Annotated in this window: 39 protein-coding genes; 1 reads left to right on the top strand and 38 read right to left on the bottom strand. The window is 55.0% G+C overall.

Going from position 1 to position 25,292, the window contains the following annotated elements; translation table 11 throughout:
- Positions 1 to 17: 17 nt before the first annotated feature.
- The 10 genes from BAR1_RS00750 to BAR1_RS00705 all read right to left on the bottom strand — a co-directional run bounded on the left by BAR1_RS00750 (position 18) and on the right by BAR1_RS00705 (position 9,506).
- Positions 18 to 1,325: an amino acid ABC transporter permease gene (locus BAR1_RS00750; protein WP_194295013.1), complete on the bottom strand. Its 1,308-nt coding sequence runs from the start codon at positions 1,323 to 1,325 to the stop codon at positions 18 to 20.
- A gap of 1 nt (position 1,326) precedes the next feature.
- On the bottom strand, positions 1,327 to 2,664 hold the full coding sequence (locus BAR1_RS00745; protein ID WP_118941250.1) for an amino acid ABC transporter permease: 1,338 nt from the start codon (positions 2,662 to 2,664) through the stop codon (positions 1,327 to 1,329).
- Positions 2,665 to 2,797: 133 nt separating this feature from the next.
- Positions 2,798 to 3,814 carry an amino acid ABC transporter substrate-binding protein gene (locus tag BAR1_RS00740; RefSeq protein WP_118941249.1) on the bottom strand — a complete coding sequence of 339 codons (1,017 nt, stop codon included), beginning with the start codon at positions 3,812 to 3,814 and terminating at the stop codon, positions 2,798 to 2,800.
- Between the two features lie 220 nt (positions 3,815 to 4,034).
- Positions 4,035 to 4,748 carry an ATP12 family chaperone protein gene (locus BAR1_RS00735; protein ID WP_118941248.1) on the bottom strand — a complete coding sequence of 238 codons (714 nt, stop codon included), beginning with the start codon at positions 4,746 to 4,748 and terminating at the stop codon, positions 4,035 to 4,037.
- Between the two features lie 3 nt (positions 4,749 to 4,751).
- Complete coding sequence (locus tag BAR1_RS00730; protein WP_118941247.1) at positions 4,752 to 5,423, bottom strand: HAD-IA family hydrolase; 672 nt, start codon at positions 5,421 to 5,423, stop codon at positions 4,752 to 4,754.
- Positions 5,420 to 6,457 (bottom strand): RluA family pseudouridine synthase, encoded by a 1,038-nt coding sequence (locus BAR1_RS00725; RefSeq protein ID WP_118941246.1) that lies wholly within the window; start codon positions 6,455 to 6,457, stop codon positions 5,420 to 5,422. Before BAR1_RS00725 ends, BAR1_RS00730 begins: the two co-directional genes overlap by 4 nt.
- Positions 6,454 to 6,837 carry a fluoride efflux transporter CrcB gene (gene crcB, locus BAR1_RS00720; protein ID WP_118941245.1) on the bottom strand — a complete coding sequence of 128 codons (384 nt, stop codon included), beginning with the start codon at positions 6,835 to 6,837 and terminating at the stop codon, positions 6,454 to 6,456. Before crcB ends, BAR1_RS00725 begins: the two co-directional genes overlap by 4 nt.
- Positions 6,838 to 6,868: 31 nt before the next feature.
- Positions 6,869 to 8,182 carry a replication-associated recombination protein A gene (locus BAR1_RS00715; protein ID WP_118941244.1) on the bottom strand — a complete coding sequence of 438 codons (1,314 nt, stop codon included), beginning with the start codon at positions 8,180 to 8,182 and terminating at the stop codon, positions 6,869 to 6,871.
- Between the two features lie 72 nt (positions 8,183 to 8,254).
- The gene (locus tag BAR1_RS00710; RefSeq protein ID WP_118941243.1) at positions 8,255 to 8,845 is read right to left on the bottom strand and encodes an acyl-homoserine-lactone synthase; all 591 of its coding nucleotides are present in this window, start codon (positions 8,843 to 8,845) and stop codon (positions 8,255 to 8,257) included.
- A 49-nt stretch (positions 8,846 to 8,894) separates the two neighbouring features.
- The gene (locus tag BAR1_RS00705) at positions 8,895 to 9,506 is read right to left on the bottom strand and encodes a helix-turn-helix transcriptional regulator (protein WP_118941242.1); all 612 of its coding nucleotides are present in this window, start codon (positions 9,504 to 9,506) and stop codon (positions 8,895 to 8,897) included.
- Between the two features lie 80 nt (positions 9,507 to 9,586).
- On the opposite strand from BAR1_RS00705, the gene BAR1_RS00700 reads away from it, so the two are divergent.
- Positions 9,587 to 9,769, top strand: a complete 183-nt coding sequence (locus tag BAR1_RS00700; RefSeq protein ID WP_118941241.1) for a hypothetical protein — start codon at positions 9,587 to 9,589, stop codon at positions 9,767 to 9,769.
- A gap of 55 nt (positions 9,770 to 9,824) precedes the next feature.
- On the opposite strand, the gene rplQ is transcribed toward BAR1_RS00700, so the two are convergent.
- The 28 genes from rplQ to rplC all read right to left on the bottom strand — a co-directional run bounded on the left by rplQ (position 9,825) and on the right by rplC (position 25,287).
- Entirely contained in the window at positions 9,825 to 10,247 is a 423-nt protein-coding gene (rplQ, locus tag BAR1_RS00695) for a 50S ribosomal protein L17 (protein WP_118941240.1), read from the bottom strand.
- Between the two features lie 140 nt (positions 10,248 to 10,387).
- Entirely contained in the window at positions 10,388 to 11,404 is a 1,017-nt protein-coding gene (locus BAR1_RS00690) for a DNA-directed RNA polymerase subunit alpha (protein ID WP_118941239.1), read from the bottom strand.
- Between the two features lie 113 nt (positions 11,405 to 11,517).
- Positions 11,518 to 11,907 carry a 30S ribosomal protein S11 gene (gene rpsK / locus BAR1_RS00685; RefSeq protein ID WP_118941238.1) on the bottom strand — a complete coding sequence of 130 codons (390 nt, stop codon included), beginning with the start codon at positions 11,905 to 11,907 and terminating at the stop codon, positions 11,518 to 11,520.
- Positions 11,908 to 11,920: 13 nt separating this feature from the next.
- Positions 11,921 to 12,289 (bottom strand): 30S ribosomal protein S13, encoded by a 369-nt coding sequence (gene rpsM / locus BAR1_RS00680; RefSeq protein ID WP_118941237.1) that lies wholly within the window; start codon positions 12,287 to 12,289, stop codon positions 11,921 to 11,923.
- A 201-nt stretch (positions 12,290 to 12,490) separates the two neighbouring features.
- Entirely contained in the window at positions 12,491 to 13,132 is a 642-nt protein-coding gene (locus tag BAR1_RS00675; RefSeq protein ID WP_118941236.1) for an adenylate kinase, read from the bottom strand.
- The gene (gene secY / locus BAR1_RS00670; RefSeq protein ID WP_118941235.1) at positions 13,129 to 14,484 is read right to left on the bottom strand and encodes a preprotein translocase subunit SecY; all 1,356 of its coding nucleotides are present in this window, start codon (positions 14,482 to 14,484) and stop codon (positions 13,129 to 13,131) included. The genes BAR1_RS00675 and secY overlap by 4 nt, the downstream gene beginning before the upstream one ends.
- A 104-nt stretch (positions 14,485 to 14,588) precedes the next feature.
- Positions 14,589 to 15,065 (bottom strand): 50S ribosomal protein L15, encoded by a 477-nt coding sequence (gene rplO, locus BAR1_RS00665; protein WP_118941234.1) that lies wholly within the window; start codon positions 15,063 to 15,065, stop codon positions 14,589 to 14,591.
- A 129-nt stretch (positions 15,066 to 15,194) separates the two neighbouring features.
- Positions 15,195 to 15,842 (bottom strand): DUF4202 domain-containing protein, encoded by a 648-nt coding sequence (locus BAR1_RS00660; protein ID WP_118941233.1) that lies wholly within the window; start codon positions 15,840 to 15,842, stop codon positions 15,195 to 15,197.
- Positions 15,843 to 15,941: 99 nt separating this feature from the next.
- Positions 15,942 to 16,334, bottom strand: a complete 393-nt coding sequence (locus BAR1_RS00655; RefSeq protein ID WP_118941232.1) for a DUF3461 family protein — start codon at positions 16,332 to 16,334, stop codon at positions 15,942 to 15,944.
- A 174-nt stretch (positions 16,335 to 16,508) separates the two neighbouring features.
- Complete coding sequence (rpmD, locus tag BAR1_RS00650) at positions 16,509 to 16,697, bottom strand: 50S ribosomal protein L30 (RefSeq protein WP_118941231.1); 189 nt, start codon at positions 16,695 to 16,697, stop codon at positions 16,509 to 16,511.
- Positions 16,698 to 16,709: 12 nt separating this feature from the next.
- Entirely contained in the window at positions 16,710 to 17,279 is a 570-nt protein-coding gene (rpsE, locus tag BAR1_RS00645) for a 30S ribosomal protein S5 (RefSeq protein WP_118941230.1), read from the bottom strand.
- 11 nt (positions 17,280 to 17,290) lie between these two features.
- Entirely contained in the window at positions 17,291 to 17,650 is a 360-nt protein-coding gene (gene rplR, locus BAR1_RS00640; protein ID WP_118941229.1) for a 50S ribosomal protein L18, read from the bottom strand.
- An 11-nt stretch (positions 17,651 to 17,661) separates the two neighbouring features.
- Positions 17,662 to 18,195, bottom strand: coding sequence for a 50S ribosomal protein L6 (rplF, locus tag BAR1_RS00635; protein WP_118941228.1), 534 nt, complete (start codon positions 18,193 to 18,195; stop codon positions 17,662 to 17,664).
- 10 nt (positions 18,196 to 18,205) lie between these two features.
- Positions 18,206 to 18,598, bottom strand: coding sequence for a 30S ribosomal protein S8 (gene rpsH / locus BAR1_RS00630; protein WP_118941227.1), 393 nt, complete (start codon positions 18,596 to 18,598; stop codon positions 18,206 to 18,208).
- 12 nt (positions 18,599 to 18,610) lie between these two features.
- Positions 18,611 to 18,916: a 30S ribosomal protein S14 gene (gene rpsN, locus BAR1_RS00625; protein ID WP_118941226.1), complete on the bottom strand. Its 306-nt coding sequence runs from the start codon at positions 18,914 to 18,916 to the stop codon at positions 18,611 to 18,613.
- Between the two features lie 19 nt (positions 18,917 to 18,935).
- Positions 18,936 to 19,496: a 50S ribosomal protein L5 gene (gene rplE / locus BAR1_RS00620; protein WP_118941225.1), complete on the bottom strand. Its 561-nt coding sequence runs from the start codon at positions 19,494 to 19,496 to the stop codon at positions 18,936 to 18,938.
- Complete coding sequence (gene rplX / locus BAR1_RS00615) at positions 19,496 to 19,801, bottom strand: 50S ribosomal protein L24 (protein ID WP_118941224.1); 306 nt, start codon at positions 19,799 to 19,801, stop codon at positions 19,496 to 19,498. Before rplX ends, rplE begins: the two co-directional genes overlap by 1 nt.
- 1 nt (position 19,802) lies before the next feature.
- Positions 19,803 to 20,171, bottom strand: a complete 369-nt coding sequence (rplN, locus tag BAR1_RS00610; RefSeq protein WP_118941223.1) for a 50S ribosomal protein L14 — start codon at positions 20,169 to 20,171, stop codon at positions 19,803 to 19,805.
- Positions 20,172 to 20,246: 75 nt separating this feature from the next.
- Complete coding sequence (gene rpsQ / locus BAR1_RS00605) at positions 20,247 to 20,477, bottom strand: 30S ribosomal protein S17 (protein ID WP_118941222.1); 231 nt, start codon at positions 20,475 to 20,477, stop codon at positions 20,247 to 20,249.
- A gap of 12 nt (positions 20,478 to 20,489) precedes the next feature.
- The gene (gene rpmC, locus BAR1_RS00600) at positions 20,490 to 20,696 is read right to left on the bottom strand and encodes a 50S ribosomal protein L29 (protein ID WP_118941221.1); all 207 of its coding nucleotides are present in this window, start codon (positions 20,694 to 20,696) and stop codon (positions 20,490 to 20,492) included.
- 193 nt (positions 20,697 to 20,889) lie between these two features.
- Positions 20,890 to 21,303, bottom strand: a complete 414-nt coding sequence (rplP, locus tag BAR1_RS00595; RefSeq protein WP_118941220.1) for a 50S ribosomal protein L16 — start codon at positions 21,301 to 21,303, stop codon at positions 20,890 to 20,892.
- Positions 21,304 to 21,317: 14 nt separating this feature from the next.
- Positions 21,318 to 22,025, bottom strand: coding sequence for a 30S ribosomal protein S3 (rpsC, locus tag BAR1_RS00590; RefSeq protein ID WP_118941219.1), 708 nt, complete (start codon positions 22,023 to 22,025; stop codon positions 21,318 to 21,320).
- Positions 22,025 to 22,405, bottom strand: coding sequence for a 50S ribosomal protein L22 (gene rplV / locus BAR1_RS00585; protein ID WP_118941218.1), 381 nt, complete (start codon positions 22,403 to 22,405; stop codon positions 22,025 to 22,027). The genes rpsC and rplV overlap by 1 nt, the downstream gene beginning before the upstream one ends.
- Before the next feature lie 3 nt (positions 22,406 to 22,408).
- The gene (gene rpsS / locus BAR1_RS00580; protein ID WP_118941217.1) at positions 22,409 to 22,687 is read right to left on the bottom strand and encodes a 30S ribosomal protein S19; all 279 of its coding nucleotides are present in this window, start codon (positions 22,685 to 22,687) and stop codon (positions 22,409 to 22,411) included.
- A 2-nt stretch (positions 22,688 to 22,689) separates the two neighbouring features.
- Positions 22,690 to 23,532 carry a 50S ribosomal protein L2 gene (gene rplB, locus BAR1_RS00575; protein ID WP_118941216.1) on the bottom strand — a complete coding sequence of 281 codons (843 nt, stop codon included), beginning with the start codon at positions 23,530 to 23,532 and terminating at the stop codon, positions 22,690 to 22,692.
- Between the two features lie 116 nt (positions 23,533 to 23,648).
- Positions 23,649 to 23,945, bottom strand: coding sequence for a 50S ribosomal protein L23 (locus tag BAR1_RS00570; RefSeq protein ID WP_118941215.1), 297 nt, complete (start codon positions 23,943 to 23,945; stop codon positions 23,649 to 23,651).
- Positions 23,942 to 24,562 carry a 50S ribosomal protein L4 gene (gene rplD / locus BAR1_RS00565; protein WP_118941214.1) on the bottom strand — a complete coding sequence of 207 codons (621 nt, stop codon included), beginning with the start codon at positions 24,560 to 24,562 and terminating at the stop codon, positions 23,942 to 23,944. Before rplD ends, BAR1_RS00570 begins: the two co-directional genes overlap by 4 nt.
- Positions 24,559 to 25,287, bottom strand: a complete 729-nt coding sequence (gene rplC, locus BAR1_RS00560; RefSeq protein ID WP_118941213.1) for a 50S ribosomal protein L3 — start codon at positions 25,285 to 25,287, stop codon at positions 24,559 to 24,561. The genes rplD and rplC overlap by 4 nt, the downstream gene beginning before the upstream one ends.
- Positions 25,288 to 25,292 lie beyond the last annotated feature (5 nt).

The following is a 25,292-nucleotide window of genomic DNA, read 5'->3' as shown; positions in this document are numbered from 1 at the left end:
TTACGTCACTCCTTTAATTAATGACCAGTCTGAAGCTTGCGCTCCAGATACATGGAATAGCGGGACATGGAGAAGCAGAAGATGAAGAACACAAAGGCGACAAAGCCGTAGAGTTCCCAAATGATGCCATTCCAATCGGAATCGGACTGGATGAATTTCACCCACTGGATCGGGTCAGCCATCGCGATGATCGAAACCAGAGTGGTATCCTTGAACAACCCGATAAAGGTTGAAACGATACCCGGGATCGAAATCTTCAACGCTTGCGGCATGATGATCAGACGCTGTGCCTGCCAGTAATCAAGGCCCAGCGCATCGGCTGCCTCATACTGGCCTTTCGGCAAAGCGGCCAAGCCACCACGGATTACCTCGGCCATATAGGCAGCGGCAAAAATGGTGACCATGATCATAACCCGCAGGATGATGTCAAACTCGGTGCCTTTGGGCAGGAAGTATTGCAACAACACCGAAGCCACGAACAACAAGGTAATCAGCGGCACACCGCGGATGAACTCGATGAATCCGACACAAAGCGATTTCACGATGATCAGATTTGACTGCCGCCCAAGTGCCAGAATAATCCCCAGCGGGAAAGAAAGTGTAATCCCCGTGATCCCCAGCAGGATCGATAGCATGAAGCCACCAAATTTCCGGCTTTCGACGCTTTCAATTCCAAGCGGGATGATGTTTTGCAGTGCCTCCCCGACCGGTCCCATAAGGAACAGCCACCAGATGATTGCAGACAGAACACCCAGGATCAAACCGAGGAGCGGGCTGATTGCCACCGATACAAACTTGTGCACCAGATATCCAACAACGAAACCAAGGAATGCCGTAACAGGAACCCAGACAGAGCCCCCCCACAACAACCAGGGTGCGATAAAAGGAACGGCAACCGATACCAAAATGAGCTTCTTCGGCAGACTTCCAAAAAGAATTGGCGCCAGGCCTGCAAACAGAAGGATAAGGGCCAGATTTGGACGCCAATACAAATGTTCAGGGTAAAACCCGTACATCAACTGCCAAAAGCGTTCATGGATCACACCCCAACAGGCACGGTTCTGGGATTCACCGTAAACCTCGATGATTTTTGCCCGGCATTCATTCAGCGAATTTGCATTCCAGAAACCGCCAAAAATCCATGGCAGCAGGAAAGACAAAACCGAGTAGGCGATGTATATTGCCATCAGTGTCAAAATCGCATCCAGCCAGGTGGCAAACAGATTTTGCCGAACCCACCCGATAATCCCGACGTTGGTTACCGGTGGTGCTTTCTCCGGAAGCATTTCGGTGCGCACATATGATTGCGTGGAATTCATAGTCATATCAGCGCTCCTTCAGCTTTGTTCGTTCGTTGTAATAGTTCATCACCGAAGAAACCGTCAGCGAGATGATCAGGTAGATCAGCATCAGTAACAGAACTGTTTCCAGCTCGCGACCGGTCTGGTTCAGGGTAATCCCCCCCAGTGTGCCGGTGATATCCATATAGCCAACCGCAATCGCCAGGGACGAGTTTTTGGTCAGGTTCAGATATTGCGAGATCAACGGCGGAACAATAACACGCAGCGCCTGCGGCAGAACAATCAGGCTCATAATCCGGTTTTGACGCAAACCTAGCGCAGCCGCTGCTTCAGACTGGCCTTTGGAAATCGCCATGATACCTGCACGCACGATCTCGGCGATAAATGCAGCCGTGTATAGGGACAAAGCAACCCAGAGCGCCAGCAGGGATGACCGCATATGAATGCCGCCTTTAAAGTTGAACCCTTTTAGTTCTGGATAGCCCAGATAAAACCCGAGGATATACAACACGGCCAATGTCGGCAGGAATACAACCGCCAATCGCCAGTACCATGTAACAGGGCGTACGCCCGTGTCTTTTTGTATCTGGTCGGCCCGCGTCTTGATCAGTTTGCTGGTTATCAGCCCTGCAATCAAAACGGCAAGGATCGCCATCAAATCAATGCTGATCTGGAAGGTGCCGCAGAATTTGGCCAGTTTGGCCGTCGCGGGTGTTCCATCCGGATTATAAAAGGCCTGACAGGCTTTGGATTCTTTATCGGGGAATACGGGCAAATCGCCCAACCCTTTGGAAAACAGAGGTTCGGGTAGATATACACCACGGTTGGTAACTGCGATGCTGTCAAAGACCTTCATCGTTGCGGCAGGATTATCACCGCGGAAATCTTTAGGGGCAGGCAACTGGTGTGATGTGGCAGCCATGATCAGCACGATCCACAACAACACAGGAACATTCCGCAATGTTTCGACATAAACAGCCGCCAATCGGGAAATGACCCAGTTCTTGGACAAGCGAAGAACGCCGATAATCACACCCAGAATGGTCGCTGCGATACAACCCATAACGGCCACGAGCAACGTATTCATCAAGCCAACAACAGCCGCGCGCATGTGCGACGATTGCGAATTATAGGCGATCAGTTTCTGGTTGATGTCATACCCGGAGGCTTCTTTCAAAAAACCGTAGTTAAAGGTTTTCCCGGCCGCCGCCAGATTAACGATAACATTGTTGATCAGCCAAGCTGCGCCCAACATGAACCCCAGCAGCGCAACAACCTGAATGGTGGTTGAACGATAGCGGGTATCATAGAGCAGCATAGAAAGGCGGAACGACTCCTTCGGAGGGTCGGTCAGTGTTGTCATAAGAGACATCCCCATGCTCCCTGGCCTTTTATTGACGCGAGTTTTCCCGCTGCCCCGGCTCAGGTGATTTTATTAAAATAGTTAAGATGTGAAAAGGGCGCGGGGATAAACCCGCGCCCAGATCGTTAGGATCCTAGCGGAAAGGAGGCGAGTAAATCAGGCCGCCTTCGGTCCACTGTGCGTTCAGGCCACGGGCCAGACCGATTGGTGTCTTTTCGCCGATGTTGGCTTCAAAGATTTCACCAAAGTTGCCTTCCGAAGAAATCGCACGTTTCGCCCAGTCAGCGTCCAGACCCAGCATTTCGCCCAGGTTGCCTTCGGTGCCGAGGATACGGTTGATTTCAGGGTTGTTGGTGCCCTTGCTCAGCTCTTCGATGTTAGCCGAGGTGATGCCCAGCTCTTCAGCCGAGATCAGTGCGTTCAGAGTCCAGCGAACAACGTCGCCCCACTCGTTGTCACCATGACGTACCAACGGGCCCAGAGGCTCTTTCGAAATGATTTCCGGCAGAATGATGTGATCGCCGGGGTTTTCGAATGCTGCGCGTGTAGCAGCCAGACCAGAAGCGTCTGTTGTCAGCGTGTCACAAGCACCGGACAGGTACTGCTGCTGCGATTCAGCGTTGTTTTCCACAGGTACGGGCTCGTAAGAGATGCCGTTTGTGCGGAAGAAGTCAGCCAGGTTCAGTTCGGTTGTTGTACCGGTCTGGATACAAACAGTCGCGCCGTCCAGATCTTTGGCCGAAGTCACGCCCAATGCTTTGGGAACCATGAAGCCTTGGCCGTCGTAGTAGTTAACACCAACGAAGTCCAACTTCAGGTCAACGTCGCGCGAGAATGTCCATGTGGTATTACGAGCCAGCATGTCAACTTCGCCAGAAGCCAGCGCGGTGAAGCGTGTCTTCGAGCTGAGCGGAACGAATTCAACAGCAGTGTTGTCGCCAAGAACGGCGGCTGCAACGGCACGGCATACAGCTACGTCGTAGCCTTCCCATTTGCCGTTTGCATCTGGCGATGCAAAGCCAACCAGACCGGTGGACACACCACAGTTCAATTTGCCGCGTGCTTTCACGTCATCAAGTGTGCCAGCAGCTGCAATCCCAGCTGTCAGGCTGGCAACTGTCAGAGCGCCAAGAAATACGGATTTTTTCATGTTTACCTCTTCCTGATAGTCCGTCCCGTTTGGAACGGTTTATTCGGCCCGAAAGGACCGAGAGCGATACGGTGGAAAAGCATTGCTTTCCCAACGGGCACTAGTTTGGGCCAATATTTAAGAAAACGTCAAGGGTGGTTTCGGAATTAAGCCCTTATCGGACCTGCTTTTTCGCATGAATCGAAAAGGCAAGGGGGTAATTGCGAAATTTCCAACCAAATTAGCCATTGTTAACCATAAAATAGAATCGGGCAGCGTGTTCAAATCCCACCTTCTTTCCCGCTTCGGTTGCGGATGCCTCGTCATCCTCGCCCCATTGTTCGATTTGCCAGTCCTCGTCGATTCTGGAGCGGCGCCACAATTCGGGCACCGGCAGGAACCGGTGAATCGTGGCAAAGCCGATAATCAGCGAGCCCGACATCCCGACCAGATCGTGAAACGCGGCCAAGCGGAAATTGTCCATATCCGAAACCCGTTTGGCAAGGTTTGCCAAAACAGCGGCATCCTGTTTCACATGCACGATCCCCGCAGTGGTTTTCAACGGTGCCTTCAAGGTTTCAGCGGCCCATTCCAGCAACGGATCCCACGCCTCGCTTTGGCGTTTGACCAGCCCTTCGGGCGATTCCGCGCGGTAACACAACAGGTCCGTGCCGCCATATTCCGACACCAGCGCCGCGACTTCGGCGTGCATCGGCCCCACCTTGTCGATCGCTGCATTGGCGGATCGCGTGACCGGCATGGTCATCGGGTCGATCTTTTCTTCCTGCGCCTGCCATTCGGCAGCAATCGCTTCGGCCATTTCGCGGCTGGGCACGATCAGCTCACTTTTGACCGGCGTGCGCAGTTTGCGCCCGTCCAGCAGCACCTGATAGCCATCACCCGCCACCTCGACCGTGGCCTTTTCCCAAAACCGTTTTGCAGCCCATTCCGCCATGATCTATCCCCAAAGTTCTGTCAGCAGCGCAGCCAGCGCCACCGTATCATCCACAATATGCGCAGCCCCCGCCGCCCGCAGGCGGTCCACATCGTGATACCCCCACGACACGCCGATACTGACCATACCGGCCGCACAGCCCATTTCCATATCAAACGTGGTGTCGCCAATCATCACCCCGTGCAGGGCCTTAACACCCGTATCCGACAGTGTTGCGTGCAGCATCGACGGGTGCGGTTTGGACGGGTGATCATCCGCCACCTGTGCGGTGACGAACATCTTTTCCAGCCCGTGAACCCGCAGCATAGCATCCAGCCCGCGCCGCGATTTGCCGGTGGCAACGCCCAGCAACAGGTGATCATCCTGTGCCAACCCGTTCAGCAGATCGCGAATACCGGCATAAAGCGGCGCGCTCTGCCCTGCCTCGCGTTTATTTCTGAAGGTCGCCTTATAGCCTTCCACCAGCGCATCATACTGCGCATCAGTCAGATCAGGCGAAAGCTGCCGCATCGCGTGGGGCAGCGACAGACCGATAATCCCCCGCACCTGTTCCAGCGGAGGGCTGTCCAGCCCCTCGGCCGCATAGGTCTGCGCCATCGCCGCAGCGATGTGGTGCTGGCTATCGACCAGCGTGCCATCCACGTCGAACACCGCCAAACGCAACGGCTGGCTCATAGATATTCCTCGAACGGGTCATCCGCTACGTCACGTTCGTCCCAGGCAAAGGTTGACCATGTCTGTTTCATATGGGCCGGCATCGGTGCGATGATTTTCACCATCTTGCCGGTTATGGGGTGCGGAAACAACAGGCTGCGGGCGTGCAGGTGCATTTTGCGGCTGATCTCGCCACCCAATTGCGCACCCCAACCGTCGCCCTGATTTTCCTGCCCCGAACCACCGTATTTACCATCGCCGATAATCGGGTGGCCCATTTCGGCCATATGCGCCCGCAACTGGTGTGTCCGTCCCGTGATCGGCACCAGCGCCACCCACGCACAGCGCTTGGCGGCGCTGTCCAGCACCATGTAATCGGTGGTCGAGCGTTTGGCCCCGTCCGTATGTGCCACATCGTCAGGATGGATGCAGACCATCTTTTCGTGACCATGCCCGCCGGCCTTCAGCAGCCCGTATTTGATCGTGCCCATCTTTGGCGAAGGACAACCGCCAACAGCGGCCCAGTAAATCTTGCGGGTCTCGCGGGAACGGAAGGCCTCGGTCAAAGCGGACGCCACCTGCCGCGTGCGGGCCAGCAGCAGGATGCCGGAGGTGTCCTTGTCCAGCCGGTGCACCAGCCGCGGTTTCTGGTCATAGCCAAAGCGCAGGGCATCGGCCAGCATATCCACATGGCGGGTCTGTTTACTGCCGCCCTGTGTCGGAAGGCCCGGCGGTTTGTTGATCGCAATCAGGTAATCGTCACGATACAGAACAGCGTCCTGCATCATTTCAACATCGGCGTTGCTGATCATGTCATAGGTTTTGGCCCGCGCGGTAATTTCGTGTGGTTCGGGCAATGGCGGCACCCGCACCACCTGCCCCGCCTGCACGCGCGTGTTGGCCTTTACCCGACCACCATCAACGCGAATGTCACCTTTACGGCACATCTTTTCGATCCGCCCCTGGGCGATATGCGGGAACATCCGGCGAAACCAGCGGTCCAGCCGCTGATCGCCATCATCTTCAGCCACTTCTATTTTCTGAACACCACTCATGACCAAAACGTCCTTGCTGCATAAAGCCCTAGAATTATTGCCGCCAGCGACAGGAACACTGACGCTACCGCATAAAGCGCCGCCTGTGTTGTGTCGCCGCGTTCATACATCGTCAGCACATCCAGCGAAAACGCCGAAAACGTGGTAAACCCGCCCAGCACACCGGTCATCAGAAACGGGGCCAGTTGCCGCGTCATGCCCTTGTGGGCCAGCATCACCACGATCACCCCCATAACGAAGGATCCGACCACATTCACCACAAACGTCCCCCAGGGCAACCCGGGGCCGAACAGACGGATGGTGCCAACACCCGTCAGATAACGTAGGCTGGCCCCGATTGCGCCGCCAAGGGCGACCTGAAGTAATGTTACATAAGACATGCAGGTTCTTTCATGCCACAGGGCCGGTTTGTCAACCGCCCTGCCGTTTGGCACGCAGTTTGGCAAAGTAATCCAGCCGTTTTTTCAACTCGCGCTCGAACCCGCGTTCGACCGGCTGGTAATACACCCCGTGCTTCATGCTGTCGGGGAAATAGTTCTGGCCGGAAAATCCGTCCTCGGCGTCGTGATCATAGGCATAGCCATCGCCATACCCCTGATCCTTCATCATCGACGTTGGCGCATTCAGGATATGTTTGGGCGGTGGTTCCGAGCCGGTCTTTTTCGCCGCCGCCATCGCCGCCTTGAACCCCACATAAGCCGCGTTCGATTTCGGCGCCATCGCCAGATAGGTCACCGCCTGTGCCAGCGCCAACTCGCCTTCGGGGCTGCCCAGCCGTTCATAGGTTTCCCATGCGTGCAGGCAAACGGCATGGGCCTGCGGGTCGGCCAGACCGATGTCCTCAACCGCCATGCGGGTGATCCGGCGCGCCAGATAGCGCGGGTCTTCGCCCCCCGTCAGCATCCGCGCCATCCAGTAAAGCGCCGCGTCAGGATCAGAGCCGCGCACCGATTTGTGCAGGGCGGAAATCAGGTTGTAATGTTCATCGCCGCTTTTGTCATAGATTGCGGCACGGCGCATCAGGCGGGTGGACAGGGCCTCGACATCCAGTTTCTTGTCGCCCTTCCACGCCATCACCTGTTCGATCAGGTTCAGCAAGGCCCGCCCGTCCCCGTCGGCCATCTCCAACATAGCCTCGCGGGCCTCGCCGGTCAGTGGCAAGGCACGGTCCAGTTCCTTTTCTGCCCGCTGCGCCAACCGCTCCAGATCGGCCAGGGTCAGCCGGTTCAGCACCAGCACTTGCGAGCGCGACAGCAGGGCCGAGTTCAGTTCAAACGAGGGATTTTCCGTGGTCGCCCCGACCAGAACGATGGTGCCATCCTCCATATGCGGCAGGAACCCGTCCTGCTGGGCCTTGTTGAATCGATGGATTTCGTCAACGAACAGCAGGGTGCCCTTGCCGTTCTGCCGCCGGATTTTCGCGGATTCGAATACTTTTTTCAGGTCCGCAATGCCGGTGAAAATGGCACTGATCTGCACAAAGGCCAGATCGGTTTCATCCGCCAGCAACCGCGCAATAGTGGTTTTTCCCACGCCGGGCGGGCCCCACAGAATAAGCGACGACAGGCTGCCTGCGTCCAGCATCATACCCAATGGCGCATCCGGCCCGATCACCTGCTCCTGCCCGATTACTTCGGACAGGGTGCGCGGCCGCAGCCGGTCGGCCAACGGGCGTTGGGCGTCCATTTCGGGGGCTTCGGGCGCGGTGTCGAATAAATCTACCATATGGCAAACCTATTCCTCCGCGCCCAAAGAGAAAAGCGAAATGGGCCTTCCGAACAAACGGAAGGCCGTTTCCTAGTGCAGGTTCGAGGCAAAGTTCATCGAGACCACCTGATTGTTGATGCCGTCGATCTCCATCACCGGCCCCATGGCTGTCATATCCACACCAACCCGTTTTGCCCAACGTGGCCAATTGGCGTTCAGCAGGGTCAAACACTGGGTCGCCCCGAGGTTCCGGGCGGCTTTGGCCAGTTCAAACACCAACTGGGCATGAACACGGCGGCGCAGGCGGGCCGGCACATCATGCGATACGAACAGGCGCGAGCTTTCCCAGACGTTTTCCGAAACCGGAGCCTCATCAAACAACAGATTTGAAGGAATGGTGTCCAGCAACCCGCGCTGTGCATCGCGAATCATATAGCTGTAGATGCCGCAATGCGCGGTGGTCGGGGTTAGACGGTTGCCCGCCAAAACCTTGCCCAGCTTGTCATGAACAACCACCCAGCGGCTCGCGGGGGTGTCATACTGGTCATATTCCATTCCCATGGCTTCGGGTAGGTCCCATTTGTTCTGTACAATGAACAACTCGCGACGGGCACGGAACATATTGGCGAATAATTCGCCGTTTTGGTGGATGTTTTCGAACGAAAGTGTAGTGGTCTGCATGGCAGCCTCCTGCAGGTTGGTGGTTGGGACCTTGCGGAAGGTATTTCATTCAGATCAGGCCATAGTCCTTGGCACGCTGAATGGCTTCGGCAGTGGTGCGGGCCATAAGCTTTTGACGAGCAGACGTCAGTCGAGCTTTGAGCGCACTTTCCGAAATTCCTAAATATGCAGCCGCAGCTGCATGCCTGTGACCATCCGCAATTAATTTAAGCGCCTCAGTCTGTGCTTTTGTAAGCCGGTGTGGCGGTTCGGTCATGTCATGAAGCCGAAGAGCGATGGCTTGCACCTCTTCGATCTCGGCATCTTCGAATTCCCGATCTGCCCGCGCCACGCTGACAATTGTCCTAGAACGGATTGGCCCACAAGAGATCGTTGCCCCATAGGTTAACCCGAACCTTGCTGCCTCTTTGAAGATGCCAAAAGGGTCGGGGATGATTCGATTGCTCCATCGGGTCCAGCCTGTGGTGCAGAAACCCCAGGCTGTCATCGGATCGCGCAATACATATCCGTTTTCGGTATAGTGATCCGTCCAGGCCGGATCATATGTTTGAAAAGACATCAATGCAGATGTGAATCGAATATGCAGGCCAACGAAGTAACCTTTTGGGGCCATTTCCCCCAATTTTCGCAACTCTTGATCAAACACGGTCTTTTCGAACATGTCCTTTTAGACAAGTTGAATCAATTGGCGTCAACCTTAAATTGATACCTAGTGAGTCGTATTAAAAGAAGAAGGTTATCGTGAACACTATAGATCCAGATCTTTTCGCCAAGTTGATGTCTCTTCCAGACGGGGACCGTACGGACCTGCTGGAATTTTTAGGGGCCACTCCTGTCGGTCAGGAACAGTTGAATACCTTGATCGGCGAGATTGAAAACTCAATTATGGATAAACGCAACGCACGTGTCGCTGCGTTAAACTAACCAAAAAGCCCCGCCAAATTGGCGGGGCTTTTGTTTTCATACTATTGGCTGACTATTATTCGTCAGCGGCAGTTTCTTCAGCAGCAAGACGCGCTTTGTCGGCGGCCCCTTTGGCCGAAACATCGCGGTCAACAAATTCGATGATCGCCATCGGCGCCATGTCACCGTAACGGTAACCGGCCTTCAGCACGCGCACATAACCGCCGTTGCGGTCTTTGTAGCGGGGGCCAAGCACGTCAAAAAGTTTGGCGACATACTGATCTTCTTTCAGGCGGCTTGCGGCCAGACGACGGGCGTGCAGATCGCCGCGCTTGCCCAGTGTGATCAGTTTTTCCACGATGCGACGCAGCTCTTTGGCTTTGGGCAGGGTGGTTTTGATTTGTTCGTGTTCAATCAGCGAACCCGCCATGTTGGCAAACAATGCCTTACGGTGTTCGTGAGTACGGTTCAGGCGACGATAGCCTCTCGCGTGGCGCATTTTATCAGTCCTTCTTCAGGTTTATACTTTGTCTGGCCTCCCATGCGTGTGGGCGGCTCTCCTTGGGGCGGTATTGCCCGGCTTTCCCCGCAAACTGCGGGCATTGAAACGGAGCGGACCGAAATCCGCTCCGTATATTCCTAGAACTGGTCTTCGAATTTCTTCGCCAGATCTTCGATGTTCTCTGGTGGCCAATCTTCGACGTCCATACCCAGATGCAGACCCATGCCCGACAGCACTTCTTTGATCTCGTTCAAAGATTTGCTGCCAAAGTTCGGGGTGCGCAGCATTTCTGCTTCGGTTTTCTGGATCAGATCGCCGATGTAAACGATGTTGTCGTTCTTCAGGCAGTTTGCCGAACGGACCGATAGTTCCAACTCGTCTACTTTCTTCAGCAGCAGCGGGTTGAATTCCAGACCGTCGTCTTCTTCCTGACGGTTGGCGGCTTCTGGCTCGTCGAAGTTCACGAAAATCGACAGCTGGTCCTGAAGGATACGCGCGGCAAAAGCCACGGCATCTTCGGGTGTGATTGATCCGTCCGTTTCCAGTTTCAACGTCAGTTTGTCATAGTCCAGAACCTGACCTTCACGGGTCGGCTGAACGTCATAGGCAACCTTTTTCACTGGCGAGTAGATCGCATCAATCGGCAACAGGCCGATGGGTGCGTCTTCGGGGCGATTTTTATCGGCAGCGACATAGCCTTTGCCGGTGTTGACGGTCAGTTCCATGAACAGATCGGCGCCATCGTCCAGCTGACAGATAACGTGGTCTTTGTTCAGGATTTCAATGCCCGCACTTTCCGAGATGTCACCAGCGGTGACAACCATCGGGCCTTTGGCCGAAATCGACAGGCGCTTGGGCCCTTCGACTTCCATCGACATGGCAACGCCTTTCAGGTTCAACACGATGTCGGTGACGTCTTCACGCACGCCTGCAACGGTCGAAAATTCATGCAATACATTGTCAATCTGGACGCTGGTGATGGCGGCGCCCTGAAGGCTCGACATCAGCACGCGACGCAGCGCGTTGCCCATAGTCAGACCAAAGCCGCGTTCCAGCGGTTCGGCCACAACCGTGGCCTGCGTTGCAGGGTTCGCGCCCGGTGTCACCACCAATTGCGTTGGTTTAATCAGTTCTTGCCAGTTTTTGTGGATCATGTGTGTCGCCTCCATTCAAGTTTTCGGATCATGTCCCAAGTCCGAAAACGCCCGAGGTAAAAATGACGAACCCGGACCACCGATAACCGGCAGCCCGAGCGTAGAAATAATAACTAAACGCGGCGGCGTTTAGGAGGCCGACAGCCGTTGTGGGCAATCGGGGTTACATCACGGATCGATGTGATGTTCAGACCCAGTGCAGCCAAAGCGCGCAGCGCCGATTCACGGCCCGAACCGGGACCCTGAACTTCGACTTCCAGCGTCTTGACGCCGTGTTCCTGTGCTTTTTTGCCTGCATCTTCGGCAGCCATCTGTGCGGCGTAAGGTGTCGATTTACGCGACCCCTTGAAACCCATTGTACCGGCCGAGGACCATGCAATCGCATTGCCCTGAACGTCCGAGATCAGGATCTTGGTGTTGTTGAACGACGAATTAACGTGTGCAACGCCGGATGCAATGTTCTTGCGCTCTTTGCGCTTCGTGCGTGTTTTATCGCGTGCCATTGATCAAACCCTCCTATTTCTTCTTACCGGCAATGGCCTTTGCAGGGCCTTTGCGGGTACGAGCGTTGGTGTGGGTACGCTGACCGCGTACAGGAAGGTTGCGGCGATGACGCAGGCCACGGTAGCAGCCAAGGTCCATCAGACGCTTGATGTTCATCTGAACTTCGCGACGCAGGTCACCTTCAACAGTCAGGTTAGCGTCGATGTATTCGCGGATGGCCAGAACCTCGGCATCCGACAGCTCGTTAACGCGACGGGATTCGTCGATTTTAACAGCTTCACAGATGGCCTCGGCAGTCGTGTTACCAATTCCGGTGATATAAGTCAGGGCGATCGGGACCCGTTTATGGGTCGGGATATTTACGCCGGCAATACGTGCCACGTGTCGTTTTCCTTTTTCGTTGCGGCTCCGTAATCCCAGAGCCTTTTTTCACAACCAAAGCCCGAAGGGATTAACCTTGCGGGCTGACGCTGAATTCGGTTTTTATGCAAAGCGGACCGTCGCCCGGTTAAGCATGTTGATTCTCTTGCGAGATGAGGTGATCTATGGTGTTTTTAAGGGTGCGTCAAGGGATGTTACGACTTATCCCAGCGCCTTGGCGATTGATGCCGCAACTTCGTCGATTTCACCCAGCCCGTTTACCGACCGCAACTTGCCTTTGGCATAGTAGTATCCGATCAGTGGCGATGTCTTTTTGTAATACTCCATCAGCCGTGTGCGCAGGGATTCCTCGTTGTCATCGGCGCGACGCTTCATGTCGCTTGCGCCGCAAACGTCGCAAACACCGTCAACCTTGGGGCGTTTGGTTTCGTCATGGTAAACCTCGCCGCAGTTGCCGCATGTGAAACGGCCGGTGATCCGGCGCATCAGTGCGTCGTCGTCCACCCGCATTTCGATCACGGCATCCAGTGTCTTGCCATATTTTTCCAGCAATTCCCCCAGCGCATCGGCCTGTGCCAATGTGCGCGGGAAGCCGTCAAAAATGAAACCGCCGCCATTGTCGCCCTTCAGCTTCTCCTCGATCAGGCCGATCACGATTTCATCGGTGACCAGTTCCCCCGCCGCCATAACCTTGGCGACGCGTTCGCCCATTTCGGTCCCGCTGTCCTTGGCTTCGCGCAGCATGTCGCCAGTTGATAACTGGATCATGCCGCGTTCTTCTACCAGACGTCGTGCTTGCGTGCCTTTACCGGCACCCGGTGGCCCTAAGAGGATGATATTCATTTTCTACCCGAAGATCTTTTGCGGCGCTTTTTACCACGCAGTTGTGATTTTTCGATCAGGCCTTCGTATTGATGGGCCAGCATATGCGACTGCACCTGCTGGATCGTATCCATCGTTACCGAAACCACAATCAGAACCGATGTCCCGCCAAAGTAAAACGGAATGGAAAACTGGCTACGAAGGATTTCCGGCAACAGCGCAACCGCCGCCAGATAAGCCGAGCCAAGAACCAACAGACGGGTCACCACATAATTCAGATATTCGGCTGTCTTTTTGCCCGGACGTATACCGGGAACAAAGCCGTTCTGGTTTTTCAGATTGTCGGCTACATCATCCACTTTGAACGCCACGTTGTAGGTATAGAAGAACGTGAAGAAAACGATCATGGCTGTAAAGAACAGCAGATACAGCGGCTGACCGGGGCCAAAGTAGGCCAGAATGGTCGACATCACAGGGCCGGTTTGCTGGCCCGAAAAGGTTGCAATCGTTGTCGGCAACAGCAGCAGCGAGGAGGCGAAAATCGCGGGGATCACGCCGGCGGGGTTTACCTTGACGGGCAGGTGCGAATTGCTGCCGTCATAAACCTTCATACCAACCTGACGCCGCGGATACTGGATGTGGATCTTGCGCAAGGCGCGCTCCATGAACACCACAAAGGCAATCACCGCAACCACCATCACAATCACCGCAACAATCACACCGGGGCTGATTGTGCCCGAACGACCCTGTGCCAGAAACTGTGCAAGGGCTGCCGGTATTTCGGCAACAATACCGACAAAGATGATCAGCGAAATACCGTTACCGATGCCGCGTGCGGTGATCTGTTCACCCAGCCACATCAGGAACATGGTGCCGCCAACCAGCGTAATCACGGTTGCAGCTTCGAAATACAGACCCGGGTTTGTCACCAGATCACCGGCTTCCAGCGATTTTGCCAGACCATAGGCCTGGAATGTCGCCAGCAAAACCGTGCCGTAACGGGTGTATTGGTTAATCTTCTTGCGGCCCTGTTCGCCTTCTTTCTTCAACTGTTCCAGTGGTGGCCACATGGCCGATAGCAGCTGAACAATGATCGAAGCCGAGATGTAAGGCATGATCCCGAGGGCAAAGATACCCATCCGGCCAAGCGCGCCACCGGTGAACATCTGCAAGATGCCCCCAAGGCCGGCTGCGGCCCCTTCCATGAATTCCCGCAACGCGGCGCCATCAATCCCGGGGACGGGAATAAAGGTGCCAAGACGATAAACCATCAGCAACCCGATGGTGAATAGGATACGGCTGCGTAGCTCGCCCGCCTTACCGAAGGCGCTCCAGCTCATGTTTGCTGCCATTTGCTCTGCTGCAGATGCCATTTAGGGCCTCGTTGTTAATGAAAGCGCCGCCAAACCGTTCTCCGGTTGGCGGCGCTTGGAAAACATAAATTCTATGTAAGCAGACACAGGCCTGCTCACAAGGCTTATTCTGCCGCCGCTGCCGGAGTTTTGACCGTCAGTTTACCGCCAGCCTTTTCAACGGCCTCGATTGCGGCCTTGGATGCGCCGGTCACTTCCAGATTTACCTTGGACGTGATCTCGCCTTTGGCAAGGATACGCACGCCGTCCAGAATGCGGCGCACAACGCCGGCTTCCAGCAAAACCTCTTCTGTGATCGCCTTTTTGGCGTCCAGTTTCTTGGCGTCGATGAATTTCTGCAGGATGTTCAGGTTCACAACGGCATAGCTTTTGCGGTTACGGCTGTTGAAGCCACGCTTTGGCAGACGTTGGTAGAGGGGCATTTGGCCACCCTCGAAACCCTTGATCGCAACACCCGAACGGGATTTCTGACCTTTGATACCACGGCCACCGGTTTTACCAGTGCCCGAACCGGGACCACGGCCGATACGCTTGCGGGATTTTGTTGCGCCGGGATTGTCGCGCAGTTCATTCAGTTTCATATCGCTCTCTCCTTGCCGGATATGGTCACGAGCGAAAGGACCAACCACGGCTCAAATGTTGAATTTCGCGGCGAAAGGACTCGCCACCGGGCGCGTATAGACCCAAGTGGCGGCGGGATCAACCCAAACCTACTGCGCTTCGCGTGCGGCCATTGCGGCCAGCGTGTCTTTCTCACGTTCAACCGCTGCCATCACGATTTTCGCGGTTTTTGACGGCATATCCAGCGCCAAAGCGGCCTGATGCCCGTGGCTGGACATTTTGCGCAGGGTTTTGCCAACAATGTCGATCAGTTTGTCGTCGTCATAATGAGGGAATTTGGCGATGAACTCATCCCAGTAGTAGGCCAGAAACACCACATCGACGACATTTTCCAGTGCCTGCGAATCTGCCTCGCGTTTCAGCCGCTCTTTGCGCAAGTAAGACCCGACCAGCGCGATATCCTCGTCGCTATAGCCGTTTTCACGCATGATACCGCCCACCAGATCGGCATGCAGCTGGCGCATCTCCAGACGCCACTTCTGATAGCCCTCGCGATTGCGCGGATAGGTGTCGCGCGGGATCTGCCAGCGGCGGATATGCTGGGCGCGGGCAGCAATGCGCAGCAATTCGGACGCATCCGGATACATCCGCTCCAGCATTTCCGTCATCCGCTCGGCATAGACGGTTTCATAGGGGTATTCTTTGCCGTCCACCGTGATCTTGCGAGGGTCTTCGGCATTCACTGCATCAATGGCGGCGATTACGGCGTTGAATTGTTCAGTCGGTGTAAAGGACATTTCGGTTTCTCCTGATTCTGCGCGGATGGGCAGTATACCCATTCACGCACAACAGGAAACAGCCGAGCCAAAGCCAAATAAAAATTTGCCTATAGCAGATCAGTCCAGCGCGTCGACCATCTTGGACAAATGCGTAATGCGTTCATTGAATTCGCTGTTCAGCTCCGCCAACTCCTGCTGAAGGCTTTGTTTGGTCGCGGTCAATTGCTTTTGATCCGCCAACAGCGAATCCAGCTCGGCCGTGGCGCGAGCCAGAATGGGTGAAATCTCGTAACGGAACACCTGTTCCCCCTTCAACTCGTTCCCCGGCATGGGTTTGCTCATCCGTTTGAACTCGTATCGGCGGCGCTTGGGCAAAAAGGAATTCTTGGGGCGGCGATAATTGATCTTCAAGACGTCCATATCATCGGCAACATGCACAACCGAATAGTCGGTAATCTGTTCCGGATTCATTACGCCCATTTCAGTCAGGTTAGGTGTTTTCGTTTTCATTTGCGCGCCCTGTAATGTTATTTTGGTTAATTGGCTTGGCCAAACAGTAACCCGTTTCGCCCGCGAAACAACCGGAAATTGGCCAAATGCCGTTCCAACCCGTTTTCCCGACGAAAAAAACGCCACGGGTTCTCCCGAGGCGTTTTCTTTTTCTTGCTATCGAAAATCGAGGCGCTAGCCGCGTTCCTCGATGATCTCGACCAGATGCGGGATCTTGGCGACCATGCCGCGGATTGCTGGAGTATCGTTCAGCTCGCGGGTTTTGTGCATCTTGTTCAGACCCAGACCAATCAGCGTCTGACGCTGTTTTTCAGGGCGGCGGATCGGAGAACCGATTTGCTTTACAACGATTGTTTTAGCCATCTGTCCGCTCCCTTATGCTTCTGCCTGTGCGTCAGCCGCAGGGGCTTCGGCAGGTTTACCAAGGATATCGGCAACCTTTTTACCACGACGCTGGGCCACATTGCGGGGGCTGGATTCTTTTTTCAGCCCGTCGATGGTGGCGCGGATCATGTTGTAAGGGTTTTGCGAGCCAAGCGACTTGGCCACAACGTCCTTAACGCCCAGCATTTCAAACACGGCACGCATCGGACCACCGGCAATAATACCGGTCCCTTCAGGTGCTGTGCGCATCACAACCTTGCCAGCGCCGTGACGGCCCTGCATGTCGTGGTGCAATGTCCGGCCTTCACGCAGCGGCACACGGATCAGCTGACGTTTGGCAGCTTCCGTTGCTTTGCGGATCGCTTCGGGTACTTCTTTGGCTTTCCCTTTGCCAAAGCCGACGCGGCCCTTCTGGTCACCGACAACCACAAGTGCGGCAAAGCCAAAACGCTTACCACCCTTTACGGTCTTGGAAACCCGGTTGATCGCAACAAGACGATCGGCGAATTCCGGATTTTCATCGCGATCGCGACGATTACCCCGATTGTTATCTCTAGCCATCTGATCGTCTCCTAAAACTTGAGGCCGCCTTCACGGGCAGCATCGGCCAAAGCCTTTACCTTCCCATGAAAGAGGAAGCCGCCGCGGTCGAAGTAACATTCGGTCACTTTGGCTTTTTTCGCGCGTTCTGCAATCGCAGCGCCAATTTTGGCGGCTGCTTCGACGTTGTTTTTGCCAACCACGCCCAGATCTTTTTCCATAGTGGAAGCGGATGCCAGTGTGACGCCGTTTACATCGTCGATCAGCTGAACGCTGATGTTTTTGTTGCTGCGGTGTACCGAAAGGCGCGGACGCCCTGCTGCGGTTTTGCGCAGTTTGTTCCGAACGCGCAGGCGGCGTTTCAGAAACAGGTCTCTTTTGCTGTTTGCCATGCCTTTGGTCCTTACTTCTTCTTACCTTCCTTACGGAAGATATATTCATCTTTATACTTGATGCCTTTGCCCTTGTAGGGCTCGGGTTTACGCCAAGCGCGAATTTCGGCAGCAACCTGACCAACGCGTTGCGGGTCGATGCCCTCAACAATGATCTCGGTCTGCTTTGGAACCGTCACCGTCACATCGCTGGGAATAGCGAAATCAACGTCATGCGACAGACCCAATGTCAGCTTCAGGGTGTTGCCCTGCAACTGTGCACGATAACCGATACCGTTCAGTTCCAGCTCTTTCTTGAAGCCGGTCGTGACACCGGTCACCAGATTGGCGACCATAGTGCGGCTCATGCCCCACTGCTGGCGCGCCCGTTTGGACGACCCGCGAGGGGTGACAGAGACGGTTTCGCCATCAATCGTGATGGTTACATCGTCGGTTGCCGTAAAGCTAAGGGTGCCTTTCGGGCCCTTCACTTCGATGGTCTGCCCCGACAAGGATGCGCTAACACCGCTTGGCAGGTCGACCGCTTTTTTACCAATTCTCGACATATCAGTCCCCCTAGAATACGGTGCAGAGCACTTCGCCGCCAACATTGGCATTGCGTGCAGCAGCATCCGACATCACACCCTTGGGTGTGGAGACAATCGAGACACCCAGGCCCTGACGGACCGAAGGGATCTCCTTGACGCCCATGTAAACGCGACGACCGGGGGTTGAAACCCGCTTCAATTCGCGAATGACAGGAGTGCCATCGAAATATTTCAGGCTGATTTCAATCGCCGGATGGCCATCGGCCCCGGTGATTTCCTCGTAGCCACGGATGTAGCCTTCATCAGCCAGCACGTCCAGAACCCAGGCACGAAGCTTGGAGGCAGGAGTGATAACAGTCGATTTACCGCGCATTTGGGCGTTCCGAATACGGGTAAGCATATCGCCGATAGGATCATTCATATCGTCTCTCCCTTACCAGCTCGATTTGACCATGCCGGGGATCTGGCCATTACTGCCAAGTTCCCGCAACGCGATCCGCGATACCTTCAGCTTACGATAGTAAGCGTGGGGACGACCCGTCAGCTGACAGCGGTTGTGCAACCGTGTCGCCGAGGAATCACGCGGCAGTTTTGCAAGCTTCAGGGTCGCCTTAAAGCGCTCTTCCATCGGTTTACTCTCGTCTCTTACGATCTCTTTCAGCGCAGCACGCTTGGCAGCATATTTTGCTACCAGCTTCTGACGCTTCAGTTCACGTTCGATCATTGCTTTTTTAGCCATGTTCTCTCTCTCCCCGCGCTCAGCTTGTGAAAGGCATGTTGAGTGCTTTCAACAATGCCTCCCCTTCCGCATCAGTCTTTGCGGTGGTCGCGATTACGATGTCCATTCCCCAGATTTCATCGACTTTATCATAGTCGACTTCGGGGAATACGATGTGCTCTTTCAGGCCCATTGCATAGTTGCCGCGGCCGTCGAACGACTTGGCGGAAATACCGCGAAAGTCGCGGATGCGAGGCATTGCAATGGTGATCAGGCGGTCCAGAAATTCATACATCCGGTCGCCACGCAGCGTAACCTTGACACCCATGGGCATATCTTCGCGTACCCGAAAGGACGCAACCGATTTCTTGGCCCGTGTGATGACGACCTTCTGGCCGGCAATCGCGGTCAATTCAGCCTCGGCCGATTTAATCTTTTTGGTGTCTTTAACAGTTTCGCCGATGCCCATGTTCAGCACGATCTTGTCGAGCCGGGGGATCATCATGTCGTTTTTGTAGTTGAACTGTTCTTTCAACGCGGCACGAACGGTATCTTTATATACCGATTTTAAGCGCGGGGTGTATTTTGCAGCATCCAGCATTATACAGTCTCCCCTGTTGTTTTGGCAAAGCGAACCTTCTTGCCGTCTTCCATGCGGAAGCCAACGCGGGTCGGTTTGCCTTTGCTATCAACTAGCGCCAGATTGGACAGGTCGATCGGCATCGCTTGCGGGACGCGGCCACCCTGTGTGTTCTGGGACTGGCGAACGTGGCGGATCGAAACGTTCAGACCGTCCACGATGGCTTTGCCGGCAGCGGGGTTCACAGAGGCGATCTCGCCCTCTTTACCCTTGTCTTTGCCGACCAGCACGACGACCTTGTCGCCCTTTTTCAGTTTTGCAGCCATGTTACAGAACCTCCGGAGCAAGCGAGATGATCTTCATGAAGTTCTTCGCGCGCAACTCGCGAACCACTGGCCCGAAGATACGGGTGCCCATTGGCTCGTTTGCATTGTTCAGGATTACTGCAGCATTGCGGTCAAACCGGATTGCTGTGCCGTCTTCACGACGGACTTCTTTGGCGGTGCGTACGACGACGGCCTTGCGGACGTCCCCTTTTTTCACGCGGCCGCGCGGGATGGCTTCTTTGACCGAGACGACGATGATGTCGCCTACGGAAGCGTACTTACGCTTGGAACCACCCAGGACCTTGATGCACTGAACACGGCGAGCGCCGCTGTTGTCAGCAACATCCAGATTAGTTTGCATCTGGATCATGTGGTTTCTCCCGACCTTTGGGGGGCTTCATTGCCTATGTCCCCAGGGTTTCGTTTAAACTGAAATGTAACGGACCTAGCTGGCCAGCACTTCCCAGCGTTTCGTCTTCGAAATTGGCGCACATTCCTGAATGCGGACTATATCGCCAACCTTGAATTCGTTCTTAGGATCGTGAGCCCGGTATTTCTTGGACTTACGAATGGTTTTCTTCAGAACAGGGTGTGTAAAGCGACGTTCAACCGAAACCGTTACGGTTTGTTCGTTCTGGTCACTTGTTACGGTGCCTGTGAGAATACGTTTGGGCATATCTAAAGGCTCCTATTCGTCAGCAGCTGCGGCTGCAGCTTTTTCGTTCAGTATGGTCTTAACACGGGCAGCGTCACGGCGAACCGACCGCATACGTGCAGTGCTTTCCAGTTGCCCGGTGGCCTGCTGGAAGCGCAGGTTAAACGCTTCTTTCTTCAGGCTTGCCAGCTCTTCTTGCAGCTGGTCAGGCGTCTTGTCTCTTAGTTCCTGGGCGTTCATCGCCTATTCCTTTTTTCTCAACATCACCAGAAGGCCCCCTGTCGGGTCACCCTGATTCCGGTGGAGTGCGTGGTGAAGTTGGCCGTATACGCAGGATTCGCGTGTATGGCAACCCTTCATATATACAAACCCCCGCCATGAACGGCGGGGGTCTGAAACTATCGCGTAGGGCGGGGTTCACCCCGCCCCCACTTTACCAGTCTTCGCGAACGATCGTGCGGGTTTTCACCGGCAGTTTCATCGCAGCAAGACGCAGGGCTTCGCGTGCAACGGCATCGGTTACACCGTCGATTTCAAACATGACACGACCCGGCTTGACCTTGGCCGCCCAGAAATCAACTGAACCTTTACCTTTACCCATCCGAACCTCGGTCGGCTTTGATGTGACCGGGGTATCGGGGAAGATACGGATCCAGACACGGCCCTGACGTTTCATGTGACGGGTCATTGCACGACGGGCTGCCTCGATCTGGCGGGCGGTGATGCGGTTAGGCTCCACTGCTTTCAGACCGTAAGTGCCAAAGTTCAGGGTCGAGCCGCCTTTGGCCTGACCGTGAATCCGGCCCTTGTGCATTTTGCGAAATTTAGTGCGCTTTGGCTGTAGCATTTTTCAATACCTCCTTAGCGACGGCCGCCGGCACCACGAGGTGCAGGGCCTTGCTGGAGTTGCTCTAACCTACGGTCACGCGCTTGGGGATCGTGTTCCATGATCTCGCCTTTGAAGATCCAGACCTTGATCCCGATGATGCCATAGGCAGTCATCGCTTCTGCGTGTGCGTAGTCGATGTCGGCGCGCAGGGTGTGCAGCGGCACACGACCTTCACGATACCATTCGGTACGGGCAATCTCGGCACCGCCAAGACGACCGGCAACATTCACACGGATGCCCAGGGCCCCCATGCGCATGGTGTTTTGAACCGAACGCTTCATCGCGCGACGGAAGGAAACACGGCGTTCCAGCTGCTGGGCGATATTCTCGGCAACCAGTTGCGCATCCATTTCCGGCTTGCGAACTTCGACAATGTTCAGGTGCAGCTCGCTGTCGGTCATTGCGGCCAGTTTTTTGCGCAGGGTTTCGATGTCTGCGCCTTTCTTGCCGATGATGACGCCGGGCCGTGCTGTGTGAACCGTAACGCGGCATTTCTTGTGCGGACGCTCGATGATTACACGGCTGATACCAGCCTGCTTGCAATCTTCTTTGATGAACTCGCGCATTTTGATGTCTTCCAGAAGAAGATTACCAAAATCCTTGGATTCCGCATACCAGCGGCTGTCCCAAGTGCGGTTGATCTGCAGGCGCATGCCAATTGGATTAACCTTCTGACCCATTATGCTTGCTCCTCAACTTGGCGAACCAGAATAGTCAGCTCGGCAAATGGCTTGATGATTTTGCCGAACCGGCCACGCGCCCGAGGGCGACCGCGCTTCATGGTCAGGTTTTTACCAACCCAGGCTTCGGCAACGATCAGTTCGTCAACGTCCAGGTTGTGGTTGTTTTCTGCGTTCGCGATAGCCGACTGAAGACATTTCTTCACATCGTCCGAAATCCGCTTTTTGGAAAATGTCAGGTCCGACAGGGCCTTGTCCACTTTCTTGCCGCGGATCATTTGTGCGACCAAATTCAGTTTCTGCGGGCTTGTACGAAGCATACGGACTTTGGCCATTGCTTCGTTGTCTGCCACGCGGCGTGCGTTTTTTTGCTTACCCATGACTTATTTCCGCTTCGCTTTTTTGTCGGCGGCGTGGCCATAATAGGTCCGTGTCGGCGCATATTCACCGAACTTCTGACCAATCATGTCTTCGCTGACGTTGACGGGGATGTGTTTACGGCCGTTGTAAACGCCAAACGTCAAACCCACAAACTGGGGCAGAATCGTCGAGCGGCGCGACCAGATCTTGATAACTTCGTTGCGACCGGATTCTTTCGACGCTTCGGCTTTCTTCAGCACATAAGAGTCGACAAACGGGCCTTTCCATACAGAACGTGCCATATTTAACGCCCCTTCTTCTTAGCGTGACGCGACCGGATAATCAGGCTGCTCGACGCTTTTTTCTTGTTGCGGGTCCGCGCACCTTTGGTGGGCTTGCCCCAAGGCGATACAGGATGGCGACCACCCGATGTACGGCCTTCACCACCACCGTGGGGGTGATCAACAGGGTTCATGACAACACCGCGAACAGAGGGACGGATGCCCTTGTGACGGTTCCGGCCAGCCTTACCAAAGTTCTGGTTGGAATTGTCGGGGTTGCTTACGGCACCAACGGTGGCCATACATTCCTGACGCACCATGCGCAACTCGCCCGAAGACAGGCGGATCTGTGCGTAGCCACCATCACGGCCAACAAATTGGGCATATGTACCGGCAGCACGGGCGATTTGACCGCCTTTGCCTGGCTTCAGCTCGATGTTGTGGATGATTGTGCCAATGGGCATGCCGGAAAAGGGCATTGCGTTGCCGGGCTTTACGTCGGCCTTGGCCGAAGCAATCACCTGGTCGCCAACTGCCAGACGCTGAGGGGCCAGGATATAGGCCTGCTCGCCGTCTTCATATTTGACCAGCGCGATGAATGCTGTGCGGTTCGGGTCATATTCGATCCGTTCAACCGTTGCGGCAACATCCATTTTGTTACGTTTGAAATCAACAATCCGGTACAGACGCTTTGCGCCCCCACCCTTGCGACGCATAGTGATCCGTCCGGTATTGTTCCGGCCGCCTTTTTTCGTCAAACCCTCGGTGAGGGCCTTGACGGGGCGTCCTTTCCAAAGCTCCGAACGGTCGATCAGAACCAACCCGCGTTGGCCTGGCGTCGTCGGTTTATACGACTTTAGTGCCATGCTTTCTGTCTTCCGTTAGCTTTGAGACCTTGATTTTCATAGGAAAACCTTGGCCTCGGTTACAAATAGACTTAGCCCCGAGCGAGTCGGGGCTAAGCTGGATTCGGTGCTTACTATCAGAGGCCTGTTGAGACGTCGATAGTGTTTCCCTCTTCAAGAGTCACATAAGCCTTTTTGATGTCTTTACGTGTGCCCAACTGCCCACGGAACCGCTTGACTTTGCCTTTGGTGATGGACGTATTCACGGCCTTCACCTTGACACCAAACAAGGCTTCAACAGCCTCTTTGATTTGCGGTTTGTTGGCATCGATCGCCACCTCAAAAACAACAGCGTTATTCTCGGACGCCATAGTCGCTTTTTCTGTGATGATCGGCTTGCGGATCACATCGTAATGTTCTGCCTTCGCGCTCATTTCAGTCGAGCCTCCAGTGCTTCGACACCTGCTTTGGTCAACACCAGGGTGTCCCGCTTCAGGATGTCATAAACATTTGCGCCTTGCGAAGGCAGGATATCCAGACCTTCGATGTTACGTGCTGCCTTGGCAAAGTTTTCACTTACTTCGGCACCATCAATCACCAGCGCGCGCTTCCAACCCAGTTCCTTGATCGCTTTGGCCAGAACCGAAGTTTTTGCATCCTTCAGATCAGCCGTGTCGATCACAACCAGTTCACCCGCTGTCGCCTTGGCAGACAGTGCGTGACGCAGACCCAGCTTGCGGAATTTCTTCGTAAGCTCGTGGCCGTGGCTGCGCGGGGTCGGACCTTTGTAAACACCACCACCGCGGAAGATCGGTGCCGAGCGAGCGCCGTGGCGTGCGCCACCGGTGCCTTTTTGGCGATAGATCTTCTTGGTCGAGTAGCTTACTTCAGACCGTGTTTTCACCTTGTGAGTGCCGGCTTGTGCGTTGTTACGCTGCCAGCGCACCACACGGTGCAAAATGTCGGCACGTGGTTCCAGGCCGAAAATCTCGTCTCCAAGATCAACAGAACCGGACTTTTTGCCATCAAGTTTGATTACGTCAAGTTTCATTCTTCAGAACTCCCCTCGGCTTGCTCTTCAGCAGGTGCCTCGGCAACAGCGGCTGATTTCAGCGCTGCCGGAAAAGGTACACCCTCGGGCAGTTTCTTTTTGACGGCGTCTTTGATCGTGACCCAGCCACCTTTGGAGCCCGGAACGGCGCCTTTGACCATGATCAGGCCACGGTCGGCGTCTGTGCGAACAACTTCAAGGTTCTGTGTGGTTACACGGGCAGCACCCATGTGACCAGCCATTTTCTTGCCTTTGAACACCTTGCCAGGATCCTGACACTGACCGGTCGAACCATGCGAACGGTGGCTGATCGACACACCGTGAGTGGCGCGCAGGCCCCCAAAGTTGTGACGCTTCATAGCACCGGCAAAGCCTTTACCGATCGATGTACCGGATACATCGACTTTTTGCCCTTCAACGTAATGGTCGGCGGAAATTTCCTCGCCAACACCGATCAGGTTATCCTCGGATACCCGGAATTCGGCGATCTTACGCTTGGGCGCCACTTTGGCAGCTGCAAAATGGCCGCGCATCGCTTTGGATGTGCGTTTTGCTTTTGCCGTGCCGGCCCCCAGTTGAACAGCTGTATAGCCATCTTTTTCAACTGTGCGGTTGGAAACAACCTGCAAGTTGTCGAGAAGAAGAACGGTCACAGGAATCTGTTTCCCGTCCTCCATGAAAAGACGGGTCATGCCCATCTTTTTTGCGATTACACCAGAGCGCATCTGTT

It is taken from the genome of Profundibacter amoris (assembly GCF_003544895.1).
Taxonomy (GTDB): domain Bacteria; phylum Pseudomonadota; class Alphaproteobacteria; order Rhodobacterales; family Rhodobacteraceae; genus Profundibacter; species Profundibacter amoris.
The sequence above is the reverse complement of the archived record's forward strand: the minus strand, read 5'-3'. Positions and strand labels throughout refer to the sequence as shown.